The following is a 23,072-nucleotide window of genomic DNA, read 5'->3' as shown; positions in this document are numbered from 1 at the left end:
ATGACAGCGCTTACATTTTGAGGCGTAAAGGAGAGGATATCATGGTCATAAAGCCGCTTGGCGTATTGATCGTTGAAGATGAAATTCCTCTGCGGCAAGAGCTTCGGCTATTTCCATGGGAGGCGTGCGGAGCCGAATGGATAGGGGAAGCGAGCAACGGCTCGGAAGCGATGCAGCTATGTGCTGAACGCACGCCAGATGTCGTGATAACGGATATTACGATGCCGGTTATGGACGGCATTGCTCTCATTCGGGAACTCCGGAAGCGGCACCCGCACGTTCAGATCATATTGTTAACCTGTCACAGCGATTTTCATTACGTACAAGAAGCGCTCCGTCTTGGAGCGCTTGAATATATTTTGAAGGTGTCATTGGAGGAAGAAGAGCTTAAGCAGGCGATGGACAAAGTGAGAGCTGCGGTCGTCAAGGAGCGCATGGTGCAGGAGCATGCGAGAAGGGAACAGAGGCAGCTGCAAGCCGCCTTATTCGGCAAGCTGCTTCATGGGCAAGAGCCAGCCGGCTCCGATTGGCAATCGATGACGTTAAGCGTAGATCGTCCGATTCGGCTGGTACGACTTCAGCTAGACATTCCTCCATTAGCCTATCTACCCGTGAAGGAAACGGTTCGGCAGAGACTGACCGAGCAGGAAAAAAGGGATCCAACTTGGCTGACTTGGCTGACGGTACGGGAGCGGGAATATTTTGTTCTGCTTGAAGGCAGAACTTCTGCCAATGCTGTTCTTGAGTCACTCCGCACGGTCGTTCAGCATTTGACGGAGCTGTTGAATAGGGAAGAGACCAAGCAGGGACGGTGGGCGACAGTATGTGCCCTATTTAGCAAACCGGTCGCATCGAAGGAAGAAATTGCATCGGCGCTCGCCTATTCGAACGAGTGGAAAGATGCGCTGTTTTACGACCGATGTCCCGAGGAAAGCGCTGTGTACGCGCAGCATTCGCTGCCTCTATCGGATCTGACGGAAAAGAAAACGAAGGAATTAAACGAGATGCTGAGAAAAGCATCATTGTCTCTTGCGAGCTTGAAGGAATGCTTGCTTGGCGAGTTCAGGGATTGGTGCATCGCTGAGCGAGTGAAGCCAAGTCAACTGAAGGAACGGATACTCCATTGGCAGGTTGACTGGCACAGGCAGCAAGAGGGCGCTGAGCTAAGCGCAGTCCGTATGGGGCTATTAATGGACGCAGGAACGTTAGCCGAGATGATTGCCAATATTGTTCAGGTTATGGAAGCTGTAGAGCTAGGGAAGTCGCGTTCGCGCTTTGAGATTCGGTTGGCCGTGCAATGGATCAAAGACCATCTCAAGGAGCCGATCTCGCTGCCCGTTATTGCAGAGCAGGTAGGATTGAGCCCACACTATATCAGCAAATTGTTTCGCGAGGAAACGGGGAGTACGGTCAATCAGTATATTACCCGTCTTCGTATGGAGAAGGCGATTGAGCTTCTTAGGCATTCGAATATGAAGGTATATGAGATCGCGGAAGAGGTCGGCATTCCGAGCTACCGCTATTTTACCGTTACGTTTCGAAATTGGACTGGGGTATCGCCGACGGACTATAAACGGAATGGCTGAAAGCACAGGTGAGAGAGAACGAGCGCGAAGGAAGGGTGGAAATGAGGAAACTGTTTCATTGGTATGCCAGCCTTGGTCTCGCTTCCAAGCAGTTTATTTATTTGTTCATCGTGACGCTGCTGCTCGTTCAAGTGCTTGCATGGCGAAACCTCCACGAGGCGGAAAGTGTGCTTCAGAATCAAGTCATTCGCGATGCCATGCTGCTCGTCAGCCGGACGAATCAATATATTGATGCAAGTTTGGATAATGTGGAGAATATGCTGCTGCTACTCTCGACCCGCGCCGATTTGCTGGAGGAAGGGAATGAGGAGGCAGCCGTCGAGACGCTTCGCAAGTTCGCTGGGATTAACAATTCCATTGCCAGAACTTTGTACATGATTCGAGCTGACGGCCAAGTATTTGCAAGCTCGCAGGTCGTTTATGACATCATCGGCAATCCAAAGCTGGACCAGCTCTATGAGCTAGCGCTGATTAACTATGGGGCTATTAACGTGAGCGAACCTTATGATTCGCCGATGTCGGGGCGAACGCTTGCTTACGTATTGCCTATTGCGGATGCAGACAATAAGGTGAAGGGTGTCGTTGTCGCCGAACTTAATCTCGATTTGCTCACGGAGCGTATTGCGCCAATGATCTATCAATCTTACATACTGTTCACGAAGGAAGGCAGCGTCATTAATCGGCTGGATTCCCGCGATAAGCTGCTCCCCTTCCAATCGGCCTCGTATCCGCCGAAGCTGGAGGAGAGCTTTCGAGGGCAGCTCGCCTTGCTCAAAGTCGGCGTCAGCGGCATAGAAGGGGATTCCTTGAATCCGCTCGTTGCCGTGAAGTCGACCAAAAACCGTCTAGGCTGGTCGCTTGCGGCGTTCATCGAAGAGGATTATTTCTATCAGGACCTGCAGAAGCTGAACAGCAACTACCGGACCGCGAGTATCGTATGGATCATGATGCTACTGATCAGCGCGTATCTGCTCAGCCGATCGTTCACGCATCCGATTCGCCGATTTGTCGAGAAGATGGACCGTCTTAACAACTTTCAGGTCGTGGCGAAGCTGCCTGTCACGAGAATGGACGAAATCGGCAGGCTAACGCAGAGCTATAACGCTATGCTCGAGAGGATTCAGAACCTGCTCCAGAAGACGAAACATGCGGAGGAGCAGAAGAAGGAATACGAGCTGAAGATGCTGCGAAGCCAGATTGCGCCCCATTTTCTGTATAATACCCTCGCCTGCATAAGCAGCTTGGCAAAGCAGCAGCGTATCGACGAGCTGCGCGATACGATTCGTTCGCTGGTCAAGCTGTTAAGCTTCAGCTTCGACAAGCAATCGGAATACGTATCGCTTGAGGAGGAGCTGGAAGGGCTGCGAATGTACATGCATATTCAGCAGGTGCGCTTTGGGGAACAATATCAGTTTATGATTGATATCAATCCTGACCTTTTGCAGTATCGCATACTTAAGCTTACGCTGCAGCCGCTTGTAGAAAATGCACTCTTCCATGGATTAACGCCGAATCACGGCGGGCTTATCGTCGTGAAAGGCGGGCTGAGGAAGGGTGTTCTGAGACTCTATGTGCGCGATAACGGAATAGGCATCATGCGGGAGAAGCGAAGCAGGCTGCTGTTGGAAAATCAGGACGGTGGGCAGGGCTCCATGTACCGGTTTACGGGCATCGGGCTGCGGAACGTGCATGAGCGAATTCGGATCCATCACGGCGGGACGTACGGCTTGCGGATCGGAAGCGCGGAAGGGGCAGGAACTGTGGTCCGCGTCGATATGCCCGTCCTGACGGAAAGCGACGAACGATTAGGTATTTGGCGTTAACCAAAAACGATACCAAGGCTGTCACGTGGTTTCTTCAGGCCATTCGTGACAGCCTTTACTCATTTATCGTTGATATTGATGCAGATGGATCCATATTCGATGTTAATGATGATGAAGGAAATGCTTACATTTTTTACGTTTTTGTGTATATCGAGGAGACTTCAGGACCTTTATACTTACCTTATTGGAAGCGCATTCAAACTAGGGAGGGATACGATGGAAACCAATCATAGCCTAACGCCAGCCCCTCGGATACGGTTTTCTCTGCGGACAAGGCTGCTCATGATTTTAAAGTTAGCATGGCGGTTTAAAGCCTTTTACATCATGCTGCTGCCCGGCATTATTTATTTTGTCATATTTCGGTACTTCCCGATGTACGGAGTCATTATCGCTTTCAAAGATTTTGCAATACTGGACGGCATAACGGGCAGCTCGTGGGTTGATCCGTGGTATAAGCATTTTCAGAGCTTTTACGAGTCGCCTTATTTCAGCCAGCTGCTGACCAATACGCTGTTGATCAGCCTCTACAAGCTGTTATGGGGGACGCTGCCGCCGATCATGCTGGCCGTACTGCTGAACGAATGCCGCATTCGCTGGCTGAAGTCGATTGTACAAACGCTGACCTACATGCCGCACTTCTTGTCTTGGGTCATTATTTTCGGCATTCTTTTGACGCTCTTCTCCCAGAACGGCGGTCTCATCAACCGCTGGATTGTGGAAGCGGGGGGAAGCTCGATCCCGTTTCTGACCTCGACGGAATATTTCCCCAGCATACTGGTTGGATCGGAGGTATGGCAAAATCTCGGCTGGGGTGCGATTATCTATTTGGCCGCGATGGCGGGCATCGATCCGACGCTTTACGAGGCGGCGAAGGTGGATGGTGCGAGCCGAATGCGAATGATTTGGCATATTACGCTTCCTGGCATTAGAAGCATTATCGTCCTGCTGTTCGTTCTGAAGCTTGGCCATCTGCTTGATGCAGGCTTTGATCAAATTTACATTCTGTACAATATTCAGGTATACCCGGTTGCGGACATCATCGACACATGGGTTTACCGAACCGGTCTGCAGCAGCTTAATTTCAGTTTGGCGTCGGCAGTCGGATTGTTCAAATCGGTCATCGGACTTATCCTTGTGCTAGGAGCTAACCGTGTGGCGAAGAAATGGGGTGAGGGCATATGGTAAGGGGCCTCGATGATAAAATTTTTAACGCAATTATATACGTCATTCTCGGAATATGCGGACTTGTCGCCATTCTGCCGATCCTTTATGTCGTATCCGTATCCATCACTCCGTTCGGAGAAGTGCTGCGTAACGGCGGATTCATATTGTTCCCGAAGGAAATTACGTTTTCCGCTTACCGCACGCTGCTGACGGAGTCCAATATTCCGAAGGCGTTCCAAATAACCGTTCTCATTACGGTGATCGGAACAGCGGTCAATCTCGTCTTGACGGCACTGATGGCGTACCCGCTTAGTCGCCGGAATTTGCCGGGAAGAAACTTTTTTCTTCTCATGATCGTGTTCACCTTGTTGTTCAGCGGAGGGCTTATTCCGACCTATCTGGTCGTTAAGTCGATGGGGCTGCTCGATTCTATCTGGTCGATGATTTTGCCGAATGCAATCTGGAGCTTTAACGTTCTTATTATGAAAAGCTTTTTTGAAGGGCTGCCGGAGGAGCTGTTCGAGTCGGCCCGAATGGATGGAGCCAAAGAGTTCCGCATCCTGCTGCAAATCGTTACGCCGCTTTCCGTTCCTGTCTTGTTGACGGTTGGATTGTTTTACCTGGTCGGCCATTGGAACGAGTTTTTTCAAGCGATTTTTTATGTGACCGATCGCACGCTGTATCCGCTGCAGGTCGTCGTCCGGGAGATTCTGATGCAAAGCCAGCAGCCGCTGGAGAACGCGGAAAATATGATGCCGACGCAGACGATGCAAATGGCATCCGTCATGATTGCGAGCTTGCCGGTCATTGTGATCTATCCGTTTCTTCAAAAGCATTTTACAAAAGGGATGCTGCTTGGTTCGATTAAAGGTTAACCGATGAAACCATTCAGAGAGGGGTTAAGATCATGAAGAAATTAGGGACTTTGCTCGTAGCCGTTTCATTAGCGGGGGCCATGCTTACGGCGTGTTCGGGTGGAAACAGCAGCGGTAATCCGGGAAATCCTTCGGGCGCTACCGCCAAGCCCGGAACGGAAACGACGGAGCAGTCTAGCGGCAAACCGGTTAAGCTCGACATTATCGAGACGGGGAACAATCTTCCGTCACCCGATAAAGACATCATTAAGCAGGAATTGGATAAGGCGCTGAATATCGACCTGAACCTGACGGTATATCCAGCAGCGGACGATTACAACAATCAACTAAACGTTCGGATGTCCTCGGGGAACTTTCCCGACTTGTTCATGGTCGACCGGCAGCAGTTAATTCAATTTTCCAAGCAAGGGCTGCTGCTCGATCTGACGCCGTATATGGATAAATTGGAGCAAACGGTGGCGTTCATCGGGGAGGACAGCGTCAAGAAGGGGATGGTCGACGGGAAAGTATATGGCATCTCCAAATCTCCGCAAATCCCATACAATACCTTATGGATCCGCAAGGATTGGCTCGACAAGCTGAAGCTGGAAGTGCCGACGACCGTGGAACAGTTGGCTTCCGTAGCGGATGCGTTCACTAAGAACGATCCGGATGGAAATGGCAAGCCGGATACCTTTGGTCTAACGGGCAGCAAGCTGAGTGCATTCTCGACCGTTTTCGGAGCCTTCGGCGTCGGAATGCCAGGCAACTTCTACGAGAAGGACGGCAAAGTCGTCAATGCGCTTCATGAGCCGGCAATGAAAGATGCTTTGGCCTTTATTAAGGACATGATTGGTTCCGGATCGGTTGATCCGGAGCTGCTGGCCAACAGCGGTTTGCAGCATCAGGAGAAGGCGATCAAAGGGCAGGCGGGCATCGTCTATATCGATTGGCCGAACATGACGAAGGAGCAGTTCGTGGAACAGATCAAAACCGTTAATCCGAATGCGGAATGGCTGCAAATCGCCGCTCCTTCGGGTACAGGAGGACAATTCGACGGTTCGTGGGATATCGGCGCGGCGCCTGGGAGATATGCCATTCCGAAAGCGCTTGAGAAAGACCCGGAGAAACTGCAGCGGGTGTTCGATCTGCTCAACTATATTTCGAATCCGGACGAAGGCTCGCTGCTCGTGCAGTTCGGGGTGAAGGATACGCACTTCACACTTGAGGACGGCAAGCCGATGATGACGGACAAGGCGGGCGAAGTCGGCCATTCTTGGCTGTACCAATTCACCGGCAGACCGGAAATGGAGTATTTGCAAGCGAAGTTCGCCGCACAATCGGCTGCAATCGAATTCGCGAACGATCAACCCCGTATTGAAGCGTTGAACGGATTTGTTGACAATCCGGAGGGGTATAACCCTGCCGATGCGAATCGGTACATGGAAGAGGAGATCGCGAAGTTTATTTACGATAAACGTCCATTGACCGAATACGATGACTTTATCAAGACGCTGGAAACGTCCATGAACTACAAAGCGTTAGTGGACAGCGCCATGGAACAGCTCAAGGCGCTTGGTTACGGTGACTAAATAACGGGAACGAAAGGCCGACCTCATTCGATGCAGGTCGGCCTGTTCTATTATACGCTATGCGTTTTTCGGTAAGACGAAGGATTGACGCCGCACAGTTTTTTGAAGCTTTTGCTTAAATGATGTTCGTCGGTAAATCCGCAATGCTCGGCGATTTGGGCAAGGGTAAGCGAAGAGTATACAAGGAGTTGCTTGACCTTGTCCATTCTAAGATTAGTCGCGTAGGCGCTTGGCGTTATGCGGAACTCGCGTGTAAACAGTCTTGTCAGCTGCACCTGGGTTAGACCAAGCTCCACAGCGATCGACTTCAACGATAGGCCGAATTCTGCTTGCTGCTGAAGCAAATGCAGGGCTCGCCCAAGGGTCGGATCCTCGCTGAACAAGGTCATCGTATGCTGCTCGGATTGCTCGATCTGAAGCAAATAGAGCAGATCCCTGAGAAGATGTTTCTTGTACGTATGACCAATCCCTGCATGCAAGTATTGGGCTTCGCGAAATTGAGAGAGGGTGGATTGGAAGCGTTTGTGGTTCAATAGCCGAAGCTTGCCGAAAGTCGGGAAATCCGCCGCACGCGGCGGCCCCTCTAGGGAATTGATCCATTGAAACCCCATGAGATGGAATGATAAACCGTCCGTTTGCCGGTAGAAGGTTAGATCGGGCGGGCATAATACGATGTCATCCTTGACCGCCCTTCCGCTTTGGCTGCCCATTCTGTAATTAAAAGCACCTTCTTCGACGATGAACAACGCCCAATGATCATATGTATCATGCGTTTTCTGAAATTGAGGGGTATCCTTCACGTAGACATGGTATTGCAAATCGGGATCCAGAAATCCGCTGAACTCCATTGCATGACAACACCCTTTCGCAAATTGAAATTATTTACAAGGAAAATCGATTTTTCTTACATTATAACATGATGGTTCGCCAAATATAATTAAATTAAATACAAGTAGGAGGTATAAAGGATGAAGACAGCCCATTTGGAAATACCGAAATTAATGGAGCAATTTCATGAACAGGGGTATTTGGTTATACCAGATATTTTGTCGCAGGAAGAGGTAAGCCGGCTGAATGCCGCGATCGACGAAATTGTCTCGATTGAACCGGAAGCGCTTTCGCGTAATATTTATAACAGCGTAGAACGCCATGCCGAGATTGCTGCATTAATCGATCAGCCTGCCATTCTTCCGTTAATCGTTAATTTGCTTGGCCACAACATCCAGCTTCATATCTCCCACCTCACGATCAGACAACCGAATCCAAGCGAAACCCAAACGGACACGCACAGCTTTATCGATTGGCATCAAGACGGTCCGCATCCGCAGTTTCCTGTCATTAACGGCTTGACGGCAACCTATTATATTAAGGTTTGTTATATTTTGAGCGATATGTCGGAGCCGGATCGCGGCAATACGAAAGTGATTCCGGGCAGTCACAAGCAGCCGTACAATCCGAATCACAAGGATGTGCGCCAGCAGCTTGACGGAGAGGTACAAGTGTGCGGAAAACCAGGTGACGTCTTCGTGTTCGCCCAAAACTTGTGGCATGCTGGCTCGCCGAATCGCTCCACATTCACAAGGAGGCAGCTGTTCCTGGGCTACAGCCCGATCTGGATGCGTCCTATTGACTATCACTCGGCGTCTGTGAGTCTGCTGAAGGACGCCGATCCGATACGCCGCCAGCTTCTTGGACAGATCAGCGACAACAAATTCAATTATTACGTCCCAGAGGAATCGATGGTGCCTCTCAAATCCATGCTGATCAAATGAAGAATGTCAGGGTTTGTTATGTTGATACCACGGTGCCCTGACGATAGCTCAAACGCACCAGGAAGCAGCTTGCCGCCGGCAGCAGCTTCAAAGTCCATTAAATATAGGGCAGGATAGATTGAGATCATGTGCGGTGAACCGTAATTACAAATCATGGCAAGTTTTTTTCGATTGACGGCAATAAGAATACGTGATACCTTGATGGCAGGATAATAAAGGCAATGCAACCTTCGGGTTCAACCTCGCTGAAAAGTGGGTTGGACCCTTTTTGCATTCCAAAACTAGGGGAGGGTTCGTAATGTTGAGAACGGAATTGCTGTTACAGCGGCTGGGCGAGATCGGCAAGTCGCTCGAACGCAAGGGGGGAGCTCTTTTATTATTAGGCGTTGGTTCCGTTGGGGTCGAAACTGAACGGTTGGATGAATATTCGGATTTAGATTTCTTTGTCATTGTAGAGCCAAGGGAGAAAAACCGATATATAGACCGATTGGATTGGCTCGAGGACGTACACCCTCTTGCCTATGCGTTTAAGAATTCGGATGTTGGCTACAAAGTATTGTTCGAGGATGGTATTTTCGGGGAATATGCTGTATTCGAGGAGTGGGAGCTGGCGAATGCGACCTATACTGAAGGCAGAGTCATATGGAAGAAGAACCCCCTGTATTCCAATACGGCCATCGCCAAACCTTCCAACCCGGTCCCCAACCTAAAAGTGGATTCCTTGGACTTTCCTTTGAATGAAGCGCTAACCAATCTATACGTGGGGCTCGGTCGCTATGCAAGGGGAGAGCGTCTCTCCGCGACAAGGTTTGTTCAAGGTTACGCAGTGGATCGGATTCTATCGGTGCTCCATCTGCTGGAGCAAGAGGTGGACTACTTTCCCGATCCGTTCGGCAATGAGAGGCGGCTAGAGAGGAGATACCCGCGTTTTGCTGGAATCATAGGAGATATGATACAGGGATACGATCATGTTCCAGAATCGGCACTTCGTATTTTAAATTTCATAGAAGAGGTGTATCCAGTCAATCGAAAGTTAAGCGATGAGATACGGCGATTGGCTAACCTGACTTGCCGATAGAATTCTGTCGAGGGACAAGAATTGGGGCAATTGCCGTAAGGGACAAATTGCTGACCAATTCTTTGAAGGTACACTAGAAAAATGACCCTATTGCTTTGTGCAATCAGGGTCATTATTACAAGATTAATGAGTGGCGAACCGAACCTCCATTATGCTGCGCTCCTGACGGACATATCCAGATTTATATTGATCATGCCGGCATCCCAACATGCGTTTGTTTTGTCGAATGTGCGTTTATGACCGTCTGGCGAACGAGCTTATAGACGCTGCTGCAATACCTATTTAGTAATGTGGATCCCCTGAGCGGGCAATCGTTTAGGGGGGGCGATAGGATTTAAAGGACTTTAAGCGCTATCTAAAATTTTTGGCAAAGCAGCACACTACAGGGCCCCGCCATGTCCCAAGCCCATTCGCAAACTGTGTTGGAAAAGACCAGAAATAAAAGGATCGACCTCTACTCCCTCTGGGCTGCCTCCCCTACAATAAGAGACAAGACAGAGAAAAGTAGGTGGAGATCGTGAGCAAACGCAGCGGAAGAGAAGGCACTCTCCTGTACGCCGGCGGACGGCGTTGGAAGCTGATTAGAGGCAACTTGGATATGTATTTGCTGCTTATACCGGGCCTTGTGTTCTTGTTATTGTTCAAATACACGCCGATGTACGGCATCGTTATCGCCTTCCAGGATTTCAACATCTTCGGCGGCATATCCGGCAGCGAGTGGGTAGGGATGGCGCAGTTCGAGAGGTTGCTGCAATCGGATGAATTTCTGCAAGTATTAGCAAATACGCTGCTCATCAGCTTGTACAAAATAACGATTTTATTCCCGATTCCGATCGTCATCGCGCTTATGCTAAATGAAGTGAGGCGCATGTTCTTCAAGCGGACGATCCAGACGATCATTTATTTGCCGCATTTCCTTTCCTGGGTCATTATCTCGGGGTTGTTCCTTAACATTCTGTCACCTACCGGCGGTATCGTGAACGAAATCATCCGTTCGTTCGGCGGAGAGCCGATCTCGTTTTTTACCGACAACAGCCTGTTCCGCAGCTTGGTTGTCTTCACGGCCGGGTGGAAGGAAATCGGCTGGAACGCTATCGTGTTTATCGCCGCGATTGCGGGTATCGAGCAGGAGCAATACGAAGCCGCAGCCATCGACGGGGCGGGGCGGATCAGACAGATGTGGTCGATCTCGCTTCCGGGCATGCTGCCTACCATCGTGTTGATGTTCATCCTGCGGATCGGCAGCCTGCTGGAGGCGGGGACGGAACAAATTTTAACCATGTATAATCCGCTCGTGTACGAGACCGGGGACGTCATCGGCACCTATGTATACCGGATGGGACTCGGCCAGCAGGATTACAGCTTCAGTACGGCGGTTGGCCTATTCAACTCAGCGGTCGGATTCCTGCTTATCGTCATCGGCAACATGCTCAGCCGCAAATTTCTGAATCGCAGCATCTGGTAAAGGAGGAACGACCATGTATAGGAAAACTGTCAAAGATTTCATGCTCGATGGCTCTATCTACGTTCTGCTCATCGCAATGGGGCTTATTACACTGCTTCCGTTTGTAAACGTATTTTCCAAGTCGATCAGTGAAGAGTGGGCCATCCTGTCGGGCCAAGTCGGAATTTTCCCGGTCGGCTTTCAGCTCGAAACGATGAAATTCGTCGTCACGAACAGCCAGTTTCTAAACTCGCTCTGGATATCGGTGCTGATTACAGTCATCGGTACTCTCGCATCGCTGCTCATTACGGCGCTGACCGCTTATCCGCTCTCGAAGCGCGAACTGCCGGGGATGGGCATCATCATCATTTTGTTCATCTTCACGATGATGTTTAACGGGGGCATCATCCCCAACTATCTGCTCATCCGCGAGTTGGGCCTCATTAACCACCTAGGCTCACTCATTTTGCCGGCGCTCATCAGCGTGTTCAACATGCTGGTCATCAAGAGCTACTTTGAAAGCTTGCCGGCCAGCCTGGAGGAATCCGCCAAAATCGAGGGCGCGAGCAATTTAACGGTTCTGTTCCGTATTATTTTGCCGCTAAGTGGTCCCGTGCTTGCGACGATTGGTCTGTTTTACGCCGTTTATTATTGGAATGACTACTTCAACCCGATGCTGTACATCAACAGCTCGTCGCTGAAGCCGTTGCAATTGTACCTACAGGACATCGTCATGAATGCCGATACATCTTCGGCGCTTGACAAGACGGCCGACGATCTCATGAACGTGCCTGCGGAAGGCGTCCGTTCAGCAACGGTCATCGCATCCACGATTCCGATTCTGCTCGTTTATCCGTTCCTGCAGAAATATTTTATCAAAGGCGTGCTCATCGGTTCCGTAAAAGGTTGATGGAGGCATGTAAAGCAGCTTTCCAAAGGCATTAACTTTTCCAGCAATGGCGATGAACGTCAAGGCATGACTTCAGGTACCGGAGAATTGCCCCTTCATCTGGACGTTGCGGGAAAATTAATGATATAGATTATATTAATTGCAGGAGGGTCTCATTATGAAAAAAGCATTCAAATGGATGTCTGTCATGGCCATGTCTGCGCTTCTGGTAATGACTATGGCTGCTTGTTCCGGCAACGGAACGAACACAGGCAACGGAACGAACACGGACAACGAAGCGACGGCCAAATCGGATGCGGAAAAGCCAGCCTTAAAGCGACTGAACGTATGGCAGAACGAAGAATACAATGCATACCCGGTAGCCAAGCTGCTCGAAGATAAAACGGGCTACAAAGTACAATACGATATGCTGCCTCAAGACAAGTGGGCGGAGAAGCTGAACCTAATCATGTCTTCCGGCGAAGCGTATGACATCGTCACTTCCTATAACGACATGGCTTTATATTCGGATTATGCGCAAAAGGGTGCGCTCGTCGACCTGACGCCGCTTATCGACGAATTTGGCCCAAATATTAAGGCGGCTATAAAGCCCGAATCGATGGAAGCGCTTAAGGTAAATGGCAAGCTATACGCAATCCCGGTAACCGTTACGTATGATATCAACAGTTCCATACTCATCCGTACGGACTGGCTCGATAAGCTGGGTCTGTCCATGCCGACGACGACCGAAGAGCTGACAAACGTTCTCACGCAATTCAAGGAGAAGGACCCAGGCGGCAACGGCGACCGCAACGTACCACTTACGATCAAGGGTGACCAATCGATGATTGACAACCTCGTAGGCGCGTTCGGCATCGCCAATGCTTGGAACGACGTAGACGGCAAGCTTGTGCCGCGTGTCATGGACCCGGCATTTAAGGACTATGTCGCTTACGTAGGCAACTTGTACGAGAAAGGATTGATCGACCGAGAATTCGTAGCCAACAAAGACGCTACAGCGAAGGAGAAATTCGCAAGCGGCGTAGCTGGCGCCATCGTTGTTCACTGGGCGGACATTCCGGCCATCTCGGATTCCCTTGCGAAGACCAAGCCGGAGGCCAAATTCGCTTTTGTGCCGGCGCTCAAGGGGCCTAACGGAGAAGCCGGCTTCGCGGCAAACGCCGGATTTGACCGTCTGACGTTCATTCCGAAAGCATCAAAGCATCCGGAAGATGCGATCAAATGGATCAATGAAAGCCTGGAGCCGGAAACGTTCAAAAATATGGCGATCGGCGTGGAAGGCACGCATTATAAAGTAGTAGACGGAGCATACGAGCCTATCCAGCCGATCTTCACCGACGAGCGCAACTTGGCGAATAACTACATGGCGGGAACGGATGAAGAAAACTATCCGCAATATTGGCAAGCGCGCGTTCGCAAAAACCCGGTAATGTTTGATGCGTTTAACTTCCTGAACAACGAGCAGCCAGCCGAAGTAAAAATCAAAAACGTTCTGGGTCTTGCTCCGTACATGCAGCAATATTCGAAGACGAATCAGCAATTGAGCACCATGGTTGGCGACTACACGGTCAAACTGATCGCCGGCGCGGAGTCCATCGATAGCCTTGCCGACTTTCAATCCAAGTTTATGTCAGCGGGCGGGGAAGCGGCTTCAAAGGAAATTAACGATTGGTACGCAACGACTAAATAAAAAACAGGATAAGCGGTGGTGATCCTTTGTTGCTCACACCGCTACTTCGATCTAAGGGAGAGATCATCATGAAACATGCAGTGTATTCGTTCGAACGTCAAGTGAAAACCCATGCCAAGGCCGACGTTGTCGTCATCGGAGGCGGACCTGCGGGGACGGCCGCTGCCATTGGCGCGGCCAGACGCGGCAAACAGGTGATCTTGCTGGAGAAGTCCGCTCAACTCGGGGGGATGGGGACGCTTGCCAACGTAAGCGTTTTTATGCCTGTCGGCAATGTGACCGGCATCTACCGCGAGATCATCAAGGAGATGCTGGCCGACTATCTGCCCGCAGGCCATGACGAATCGGTCGCGCCGCAATATTCGCCATTTTTGCTTCGCCAATACTTGAATGACAAAATGAAAAAAGAAGGGGTATCGGTCTACTTCCATTGTGAATTCGTGGGCACGATCCGCAGCGGCAGCGGGATCGGTTCGGTTATCGTTTCGACGCGCGAAGGCCTAAGGGCGATAGAAGGCGATGTCATCATCGATTGCACGGGCGATGCGCGAGTAGCCATCGATGCGGGTGTACCTTACCGCACGGGCCGCGAGTCTGATGGACTCACGCAGCCGATGACACTTATGTTTACGATGCAGGATACGGGAAAGCCAGTAGAGAAGATACTTCCGGAAGGCTGTTATTATTACGAGGAGGTATCCGATCTGCCGCAGGGGCGCAGGTTATATTGGAAGCAGCGCGAAGACGGCGTGTTGCTCATTAATATGTCGCGCGTCAAGGCGAACGGAGCCGATATGGAGCAAGTCAATTACGCGGAGACCGAAGCGCTTAAGCAGGTGTTCTCGATCGCGCATTATTTGCAGAGAACGGGCTTCGAGACATACGCCATCGCCCACATCGCTCCGCAGACAGGTGTTAGGGAGACCAATCAAATTGAAGGGCTGTACACGTTGACCGAACAAGATGTTGTAAGCGGTACGCGTTTCCCGGACGTGGTCGCCCAAACAAATTACGAGATCGATATTCATAGCCCGGATGCGGGCAAGACAACCGACGAGCGCCGCGTAGACGGCTACGATATTCCGTATCGCACGATGGTGCCTGTTGGCGATATCGACAACCTGCTCGTTGCGGGCAGATCGATTTCCGCAACGCATGTCGCGATGTCTTCGATGCGCGTCCAAGCGACTTGTTATGCGCTGGGTCAAGCAGCAGGCATTGCGGCCGCGATCTCGCTCGAAGACGGCGTGCCCGTTCGCGAAGTAGACATTGACAAGGTGCAGGCCGAGCTTGCCAATCAAGACGCTATACTGTTAGGCCGTTAAATTAGGAGAAGGGAGATGGCGGGCGATGTATCGATTGCTTATCGTGGATGACGAACCGGCGGTCCGAGCGGGCTTGCGCGCTTATTTCGATTGGGCCGCTTACGGAATTGAAGTGGCAGGCGAAGCGGATGATGGAGACGTGGCTCTTGAGATGATCGCCCGCGATCAGCCCGACCTTATACTAACGGACGTCCGAATGCCGAACATGGACGGTATTACGATGTCGCAGTGTATCTCGTCCGAATATCCGGCCATGAAGATCATATTCGTGAGCGGGCACGACGACGCCGATTATCTTAAATCAGCGATGAAGGTCAGCGCGGTCGACTATATATTTAAGCCGGTTAATTTGCAGGAGCTGAGTACGGTCATCAAGCGCGTCGTTGCCGATCTGGACGCGGAGAGCTCCGAACGGATTTATAAGCAGGAGCTGCTCGTTAAACTAAAGGAAGGTATGCCGCTCCTGCGTGAGAAGTTCCTGCTCTCCATGATCAGAGAGGGTGCGCCGAAGTCGGAATTGGCGGAGCGGGTATCGTTTCTGGGATTGGACTTGCCCGTGAATGCTTCCTATTGGGTGATGGTCGTCTGCGTGGATGATCTTGCCGATGTGATGGCCAGCCGTTCCGAGCGCGACCGCCAGCTGCTGTGGTATTCGGTGCTGAACATCTACGAGGAGCTGCTGGATGCGCATCTGCGAGGGTATGCCTTCGAGCAACGTACCGGCGAATTTGTAGGCGTGCTGAAGGTGTCGGAGCCCGGCGGCGATTCGGTATCCGAAGCGGCGGAGGCACTGTTTGCGCTGGCCGGCGACCTTCGCTCCAATCTGGAACGCTGGCTCAAGATCGGCGTGACGATCGGCATTAGCGATATGGCAGGCGGCTTATCCGGACTGGCGCCAGCTTACAAGCAAGCTCGCGAAGCGGTCGATTACAAGTGGTACCTCGGCAAAAACCGTATCATCACTATGGACAGTCTGGAGAGCGCAGAGCCGGAGGAAGGCGCCATGCGGAAATACGATTACGAGCTCAATGAGAAGCTGATTTCCGCACTCAAGGCGGACGATGAGGACAAGATTAGCGAAGCCGTGGAGATGATTTTTGCCAGCTTGTCCTACACCCGCCCGAACGGCCTGAAGTACGGCCGCAATCTGTGCATGCAGCTCGTGCTCGCGATCGGACAGCTGCTCATGGAGCTTGGCGCGGGGGACCCCGAACTGGAAGTTATGGAGGGAGAGCTGACAGAGGCGTTGTACGCGAAGGAGACGTTAAAAGATATGCGGGGGCTGATCGAATCGTATCTGGCGACTGTCGGGGAACACATTCGGGAGAAGCGGACTGGCAGGGTGGCAAACGTCATTGAGCGAGTACGCGGGTATATCGATCAGAACTACGCCAACGGCGGGCTTACCGTAGCCGATATCGGCAAGGCGGTCTATTTGTCTTCCACGTACGTCAGTCTCCTGTTTAAGCAAGAGACGGGGCAGACGGTGGGCGAATATTTGACTAAAGTGCGCGTGGATAAGGCGAAGGAGCTGCTGCGCGATCCGCAGTACAAGTTTTATGATATTTGTTACGCGATCGGATATACCGACCCTAGTTACTTCTCAAAGCTGTTCAAAAAGGTAACGGGTGTTACACCTAGCGCATACCGGGGGTCTCATGCGTAGAGCCTGGGTCGCCGTAACCGGCTTGCTTTCGCCGCTGCTCCAGCCAGCGGCGATTCGCCGTTTCTCGATCCCCCGTTCTTGGTTAATCGCGTATCTGCTGCTCATTGTGCTTCCGGCGGGCATTTTCTTGTATGGTTATTACGCGCGTTCCGCGGATATTCTGAGGAGCGAGGTCATCCGGACGATGCAGCAAGCGCTAAAGCAGGCCGGGAGCAATCTCTCCTACCGGCTGGAGCGCATCGAGGATATTAGTGACGCTGCATTCATGAACGCAAACCTGCATTCGTACTTATCCATTAATTCGGATGATCAGTCCATCGGCACACAGATCAAGGTGATTGAGGATTTGCGGTATTTGGTCGAGACCGTACAGTCTAACTCCGACGTGTTTCATGTTCGGGTGTTCGTGGACAAATCTAAGCTGTATGCAGAAGAGAGAATCAATTTCTTTACGCTGGATAGCTTGATGGTTAGACCGTGGTTTCATTCCATCATCGATGGAAACGGTGGGATCGTATGGACGGGTGTCTACGAGGAGTCGTATCTCGGCGGCTCCAATGAGACGATATTATCTGCTGCCCGAATGCTGCGGGATCCCGATAATTATGACAAAGTGTCCGGTGTGCTCATGATCGACGTTCGTCAAGACATCGTCTCCAATATTTTATCCGATCTTCAGTTCGCCCCGGGCACAGCAGTGTACCTTGTTGCTCAGGATGGCTCAATCGTTTATCATCCCGATGAGGCACTTATCGGCAAGGCGGTTGAACCTCACCTGTTGGATGCGCTGAACGAGGGGGCGGAAGGAACAAAGTCGCTTCTGCTGAACAATGAACAAAGCGACGTGCTGTATACGACGCTTGCGCCGACGGGCTGGAAGCTTGTCGCTCAGGGAACGGAATCCCAGCTGTCGCCCGCTACGCAGCGACAGACGAAGCAGTCAGAGTGGCGCTCGCTGATTGAATATGTCGCGTTGTTTCTGATCCTTCCGTTTGTCCTTCTGGCGATTATCGTGCGGGGGATGAACCGGCGAGTCAACCACGTGATCACCGTCATCCGAAAGGAAGGGAAGGAGGGCAAGGAAGCGATCGACGGTCTGCATGAGTTACCGGCGGTTAATGGTGACTTCCATATGCTGGAGCGAAGCGTCGACCATCTGATCCTAAGGGTGCGTACGCTCGTCGAAGAAAACTACAGAGCTGAGATTCGCGAACGGGAAGCCCAGCTGTCAGCGTTGCAGGCGCAGATCAATCCGCACTTCCTTTACAACACGCTGGATACGATCAACTGGATTGCCATCGGTAAGGGTGCGACTGACATCAGTATGATGATTGACAGTCTCGCGAAGTATTTCCGTCTCAGTCTCAATAAAGGAAATACCATCGTAAGCGTTACGGACGAGCTGAGGCTGGCAGAGGTGTATCTCGAAATTCAGCAGAGCCGATTTTTCGGCTCGTTCGATTTCAAGGTGGCTGCGGGGGATGAGTTGAAGGCATATCGCATGCCTAAGCTTATCTTGCAGCCGATCGTCGAGAACGCGTTGCTGCATGGCATACGCAAGGCGAAGGACCGGAAAGGGCTTATCGATATTACGGTGGAGTTGGATCAAAGCGATCTCGTTTTCGTGATTTCGGACAACGGCATTGGCATGGACGAGGAGATGTCCCGCAGTCTGCTGACGGAGGAGCGAGTCAGCCCTGGTGATCACACGGGCAACGGAAGCTCCTACGGCTTGTTTAACGTGAACGAGCGGATCAAGCTGCACTCTGGTGAGGGGTATGGCTTGAGCGTCTCGTCGAAACTCTGTGCGGGTACCTCTGTCACCGTCCGGATGAAAGCAGAGTTTATGACCTCCCGAGATTCTGAAGAAAATAAAGCTTAGCTGCATGCGATAGGGGATCGGGGTTATCCTGGCATCGTCTACGAGCCGTAATCGCAGAAGACATTCGTTGAGTCAGCCTCATAGAAGGGTGGAGACACAGAATCGGAACCTGTTAGAAAGTCGCTATTATAGCGGCTTTTTTGTTATATCGATACAAGTTCATGTCTCGAGGACGAGAACTTGCATCGATTGCCGCAAAGGAAAAGAACATGAGCTGACTATTGATTAGTTAAGTTTCTAGTTAAGTCTACATGCTCATTCATCCATAGCTTGCGAGCACAGCTCCTGAAGATGGCGGCTGACGATCTGCTCAATTGTCTCCGGCGTGTAGAGCTCAGGGCGGAGCAAAGCGAGTATCGTCAAGCCTTCGACAATCGCGGCCAATCTTAATGTTTCAAGTTGAATGTCTACCGAAGGGAGGAGAAGCTTCGCCTCAGCTAGGATTTCGAGGACGACTTTTGTCAGGTAGTGGAGTCCGTCCGTGAGCTCGTCTTTTTTAGCTTGTAATGCCAGACTCGTGAGGGAGCGGATGGCGAAGACCCACCAGACGCCGCCGGCCGTTCGTTTTTCTGCATCCAAAGGGAGCAGTTGTAACAGAATTTCCCTCGCAGCCTTCATCGGAATAGGGCTTATTTCGAGGCGCTCTTCTGCTCTGGCAACTCCTCTTGTCAAATAATAATCCACGATAAATAGCAACAGCTCGTCCTGTGTTGAAAAATAATGCCGCAATGCGCCGGGTGATAACCCTGCCGCAGCTGCAATGGCACGGATTGACGCGAATTCGATCCCTTTTTCTTTAATAATATTCCATGCTGATTCGGCGATCAGTTTTCTTTTTTGTTCGTGATCCACGACTTTCGGCAAGGCTAACGCCCCCTTGTTTTATTTAGCACAATGAATTAAAATAAATAACACACTGTGTTATTTAGAGTTTATTTAGTTATATCGCGTCGCAATTAACACGTCAATAGTACTGGACTTTGTTGTGATTGACGGGAGGGAAGCAATGCTAGAGCAAATCGATGGATTTTTTCGTATTCGTACCACCTGTTATCATTGCAGAAGAGAGTTTTATGTCATTGAGGGGACTCAAGCTTACGACCGTGTGAAACGAAATTTCAATGGAATGCATTGCTGCGAAGATTGCAAAAACGGGATTGAGCTTGAAGCACGATTGCAGTTAGGAAGACGACTGTTGACCGGCAGAGATTAGGTTGCAGGACAGAAGGGGCCATCCCTGAAATGTATGGGCACTCGTCATACTTGCATGTTACATGCAGAATTCATACTCATATGGAAGGAGCTTAACTCCATTGGGTATTACATGCCCGGCAATGTCGAGGGACTAGAACATGGCCACATAGAAAGTCGCTCATTTAGCGGCTTTTTTGTTTTATCGGTACAAGTTCTTATCCCGAACAGCGGACGAGAACTTACGCAGCGCCAATGACAATTACCGACAAGTTAAATAATATGCCGCGTTTATTATAGCGGCTCCTTGAGTGCGAAACGTCTGTAAACCGCACCGTAATGCGGTTTTTTAGAGGCTAGTCGTATTAGAAGTTATCCTGGCCGTGCACATCCGAGCACGAAGATTGTTCTTTACGCTCAATGACATTGAGGAGGGCTCTCCGAAACAATACCTTGTTTGGAAATTTCGTGCTTCTCCTATGCAGCCTGCACTTGCTGCAGCCCGAATTTGATCCGACATGGCGTTATGCACCTGTCTTTTGGATTGTTGGCTTTTGCTCAAATCAGTGTAGCAATTACGATATTCCCGCATATTCGTACGGTTACGGGATACATTGGACTTGTTAATCTTGGAATCCGTGCAATAGGCGTGATAATCGCAGGTATCTTCGTGACCGATCCCATCTCCGTTAGTCCGGATGATGCGACGTTTAGCGGCAGCATGCACTCTATCGGTGCGATGCTGGACTACACGCCGATAGCCGCATTATTGATCAGTCTTTCGTTATGTCGACTTGATGTTTGGCGTCCTATGAAGCGAGTGTTGCTGACAAGCGCGATGATTGCAATCGTCGCAATGCTGGTATTCGTTCTTCAAATTCCGCAAGACGGGCAATTCGGACCAGAGGTTTTGGCCGGTATGTTCGGACGATTCTTAATCTTGGCGGAGATTACGTGGCTGATTGTTGTAGGGATTCATGGAGTCAAGCTCGGAGCTTCTAAATAAGTGTAGGTGAGGAAACCGCAGAAGAAAAAATACATATGATCTTAAACCGGCTGCATTGAAGTTGCAGCTGGTCTACGTCATAATACTCGAATAATTCATTCGGTACGAAAATCCCCAAAGACCCTCGATACAGTGAGGGTTTTGGGGATTTTCTATTGTTCGTATTAAATCTAATGTCATGAGCAGAAAAGTGTCAATCCGTTAGACGGGCCTCTTTTTTATAAAACTCTATAAGCGAACGATAAAATTGTCTTAACTGGAAACTTTTTTTTATAGTGTGTTAATCTGTAGTGGACTCCATTTAAAAAGAGGGATGTTACTTGAAAAGAAACGTATTATATATTGAAGATAACGAGAAAATAGGCAGTTGGGTAAAGGAAGAATTGGAACAGCGAGGGTATTCAGTTCAGTGGCTGCTAACTGGTGAAGGAGCCGAAAAAGAAGTCAATCAGCACGATATCGTTATATTGGATATCATGTTACCCGGTTTAGACGGATTTACTGTGGGAAGACGATTAAAGAAGACAGCTCCTGCTATTCCTATTTTGCTGTTAACTGCTCGAACATCGATAGATGATAAAGTAGATGGTTTGCAATTTGCTGATGACTACGTAACGAAACCATTCCATACGGATGAATTAGTTGCAAGAATAGAAGTATTAATCCGTCGTAGTGGTGGATCAACATCCGATCGCATTACATTAGGAAATCAGATTGAAGTAGATCCGGAAGGTCAAATGATATTTGACAAACACACAGGAGAAGAAATTATTTTAACAGGGAAACAGCATCAAATCTTAATGTACTTCATACGCCACCCTAATCAAGTTTTAACAAAAGAACAAATTTATGAGGCTATCTGGGATGAAGCTTATATAACAGGCGATAAAACACTGATGGTGCATATCCACCGGCTGCGTCAAAAGCTGGAACGCCATCCCGATTCCCCCGAGATTATTGAAACGTTGAAGGGTATAGGCTATCGGGTGAAACTATGAAGCAAAATAGATCATTATTTCGTCGTTTTCTAAAAGTACATTTTCTATTTATTTTTTTTCCTCCCATTATGATTATTTTTATCAGTGCGTTTTTTGGGGTTTCAGATATCCATGATAAAAATGTAAATACGTTACATCTGTTTTACGTTACCGTACTAGTGTTTGGTTTTATTATTGTCGCATTTGTGATCTTATCTTGGCGCTTCTTCTTGAAACTTCAAAAACGTCTTGCCCGCTTACAAGAAGTCATGTCATTTTCAGCTAAAAACAACTCGTTTCCTAAAACCATATCTGTTCAAAGTGATCGTATGGATGAGATAGACCAGTTAGGAAGTTCTTTTAATTGGATGATTCAGCAGCTTGAAGACAGTCGCAAACGAGAATATGAAGAGGAGTTATTACGACATCGACTCATTGCGAATTTATCTCACGACTTACGAACACCGCTTACCATTTTGAGAGGACATGTCACCCGTTTAAATAAAGAACCCATGAGTCAAGAAGGACAAAACTCGTTAACGGAGATCAACCATACGATTACAAGAGTCGGAGATCTAATGGATGATTTACTGTCCTATACATTGCTTACCTCGGGAAAACATCCTTTCGTGCCCGTTTCAACAGATATTGGACGTCTAGTAAGAGCATCTGTTGCTGCGTGGTACCCTGTATTTGAAGACAAAGAAATTCAGCTTGATGTTGATTTTCCGGGAGAGGAGACTTTTTATTGGGAAGCAGATCCGAATTGGATGACACGGGTTTTGGATAATTTATTTCAGAATATTCTTCGCCATGCAGCAGAAGGGAAATATGCAATCATTGTGGTTGATGTAGAAAAAGAACAGATCATTATTGCAGACAGAGGTCCAGGTTTGGATAACTCTTCCCATGAGCATGGGGCAGGGATTGGTTTATCGACTTCAAATTATATGTTGAAAAAAATGAAGCTGAGAGCTGACTTTACTTCAAATGAAAATGGCACAAGAGTAGTTATTGGTAGAGCGTAACCCAAAGGTAACCCGGAAGTAAACACCATGATAACCGTGATGTAACTTTGCTACTTTATAATGAGAGCCATAACAGAAAGGGAG

19 protein-coding genes are annotated in these 23,072 nt (G+C 49.7%); 17 read left to right on the top strand and 2 right to left on the bottom strand.

The genetic code is table 11. The features are described 5' to 3' along the window. The first annotated feature begins 41 nt into the window (after positions 1–41). From RB298_RS13615 to RB298_RS13595, 5 genes are all read left to right on the top strand, one after another. Positions 42–1,586 (top strand): response regulator, encoded by a 1,545-nt coding sequence (locus RB298_RS13615; protein ID WP_486047341.1) that lies wholly within the window; start codon positions 42–44, stop codon positions 1,584–1,586. A 41-nt stretch (positions 1,587–1,627) separates the two neighbouring features. Then, on the top strand, positions 1,628–3,409 hold the full coding sequence (locus RB298_RS13610; RefSeq protein ID WP_486047340.1) for a sensor histidine kinase: 1,782 nt from the start codon (positions 1,628–1,630) through the stop codon (positions 3,407–3,409). 282 nt (positions 3,410–3,691) lie between these two features. Further along, a complete protein-coding gene (locus RB298_RS13605; protein WP_486047431.1) occupies positions 3,692–4,594 on the top strand; it encodes an ABC transporter permease in 903 nt (300 codons plus the stop codon). Beyond that, positions 4,588–5,448: a carbohydrate ABC transporter permease gene (locus tag RB298_RS13600; RefSeq protein WP_096773818.1), complete on the top strand. Its 861-nt coding sequence runs from the start codon at positions 4,588–4,590 to the stop codon at positions 5,446–5,448. Before RB298_RS13605 ends, RB298_RS13600 begins: the two co-directional genes overlap by 7 nt. Positions 5,449–5,480: 32 nt before the next feature. After that, positions 5,481–7,019 carry an extracellular solute-binding protein gene (locus RB298_RS13595; protein ID WP_096773817.1) on the top strand — a complete coding sequence of 513 codons (1,539 nt, stop codon included), beginning with the start codon at positions 5,481–5,483 and terminating at the stop codon, positions 7,017–7,019. A gap of 50 nt (positions 7,020–7,069) precedes the next feature. On the opposite strand, the gene RB298_RS13590 is transcribed toward RB298_RS13595, so the two are convergent. After that, positions 7,070–7,867 carry an AraC family transcriptional regulator gene (locus RB298_RS13590; RefSeq protein ID WP_015735483.1) on the bottom strand — a complete coding sequence of 266 codons (798 nt, stop codon included), beginning with the start codon at positions 7,865–7,867 and terminating at the stop codon, positions 7,070–7,072. Between the two features lie 120 nt (positions 7,868–7,987). On the opposite strand from RB298_RS13590, the gene RB298_RS13585 reads away from it, so the two are divergent. The 8 genes from RB298_RS13585 to RB298_RS13550 all read left to right on the top strand — a co-directional run bounded on the left by RB298_RS13585 (position 7,988) and on the right by RB298_RS13550 (position 18,786). Further along, entirely contained in the window at positions 7,988–8,791 is an 804-nt protein-coding gene (locus tag RB298_RS13585) for a phytanoyl-CoA dioxygenase family protein (protein WP_096773816.1), read from the top strand. 298 nt (positions 8,792–9,089) lie between these two features. Further along, entirely contained in the window at positions 9,090–9,869 is a 780-nt protein-coding gene (locus RB298_RS13580; protein ID WP_486047339.1) for a hypothetical protein, read from the top strand. Positions 9,870–10,386: 517 nt separating this feature from the next. Next, positions 10,387–11,334 carry an ABC transporter permease gene (locus RB298_RS13575; RefSeq protein ID WP_486047338.1) on the top strand — a complete coding sequence of 316 codons (948 nt, stop codon included), beginning with the start codon at positions 10,387–10,389 and terminating at the stop codon, positions 11,332–11,334. A 13-nt stretch (positions 11,335–11,347) separates the two neighbouring features. Continuing rightward, a complete protein-coding gene (locus RB298_RS13570; RefSeq protein ID WP_015735479.1) occupies positions 11,348–12,223 on the top strand; it encodes a carbohydrate ABC transporter permease in 876 nt (291 codons plus the stop codon). A gap of 157 nt (positions 12,224–12,380) precedes the next feature. Continuing rightward, positions 12,381–13,913, top strand: a complete 1,533-nt coding sequence (locus tag RB298_RS13565; RefSeq protein ID WP_486047337.1) for an extracellular solute-binding protein — start codon at positions 12,381–12,383, stop codon at positions 13,911–13,913. Positions 13,914–13,981: 68 nt separating this feature from the next. Next, positions 13,982–15,238, top strand: a complete 1,257-nt coding sequence (locus RB298_RS13560; RefSeq protein ID WP_486047336.1) for an FAD-dependent oxidoreductase — start codon at positions 13,982–13,984, stop codon at positions 15,236–15,238. A gap of 25 nt (positions 15,239–15,263) precedes the next feature. After that, the gene (locus RB298_RS13555; RefSeq protein WP_486047335.1) at positions 15,264–16,904 is read left to right on the top strand and encodes a response regulator; all 1,641 of its coding nucleotides are present in this window, start codon (positions 15,264–15,266) and stop codon (positions 16,902–16,904) included. Further along, positions 16,897–18,786: a sensor histidine kinase gene (locus tag RB298_RS13550; protein WP_375119881.1), complete on the top strand. Its 1,890-nt coding sequence runs from the start codon at positions 16,897–16,899 to the stop codon at positions 18,784–18,786. Before RB298_RS13555 ends, RB298_RS13550 begins: the two co-directional genes overlap by 8 nt. A gap of 255 nt (positions 18,787–19,041) precedes the next feature. On the opposite strand, the gene RB298_RS13545 is transcribed toward RB298_RS13550, so the two are convergent. Beyond that, on the bottom strand, positions 19,042–19,650 hold the full coding sequence (locus tag RB298_RS13545; RefSeq protein WP_375119880.1) for a TetR family transcriptional regulator C-terminal domain-containing protein: 609 nt from the start codon (positions 19,648–19,650) through the stop codon (positions 19,042–19,044). A 142-nt stretch (positions 19,651–19,792) separates the two neighbouring features. Here RB298_RS13545 and RB298_RS13540 point away from each other — a divergent pair, with 142 nt between their 5' ends. The 4 genes from RB298_RS13540 to RB298_RS13525 all read left to right on the top strand — a co-directional run bounded on the left by RB298_RS13540 (position 19,793) and on the right by RB298_RS13525 (position 22,988). Continuing rightward, entirely contained in the window at positions 19,793–19,999 is a 207-nt protein-coding gene (locus RB298_RS13540) for a hypothetical protein (protein ID WP_375119879.1), read from the top strand. Between the two features lie 627 nt (positions 20,000–20,626). Next, positions 20,627–20,983: a DUF998 domain-containing protein gene (locus RB298_RS13535; RefSeq protein WP_486047334.1), complete on the top strand. Its 357-nt coding sequence runs from the start codon at positions 20,627–20,629 to the stop codon at positions 20,981–20,983. Between the two features lie 320 nt (positions 20,984–21,303). Next, positions 21,304–21,981, top strand: coding sequence for a response regulator transcription factor (locus RB298_RS13530; protein ID WP_486047333.1), 678 nt, complete (start codon positions 21,304–21,306; stop codon positions 21,979–21,981). Beyond that, on the top strand, positions 21,978–22,988 hold the full coding sequence (locus tag RB298_RS13525; RefSeq protein ID WP_486047332.1) for a HAMP domain-containing sensor histidine kinase: 1,011 nt from the start codon (positions 21,978–21,980) through the stop codon (positions 22,986–22,988). Before RB298_RS13530 ends, RB298_RS13525 begins: the two co-directional genes overlap by 4 nt. Positions 22,989–23,072: the final 84 nt, after the last annotated feature.

The organism is Priestia sp. BR_2, assembly GCF_041954005.1.
In the GTDB taxonomy this organism is placed as follows: domain Bacteria; phylum Bacillota; class Bacilli; order Paenibacillales; family Paenibacillaceae; genus Paenibacillus_AQ; species Paenibacillus_AQ lautus_A.
This window is presented reverse-complemented; position numbering and strand designations above follow the sequence as displayed.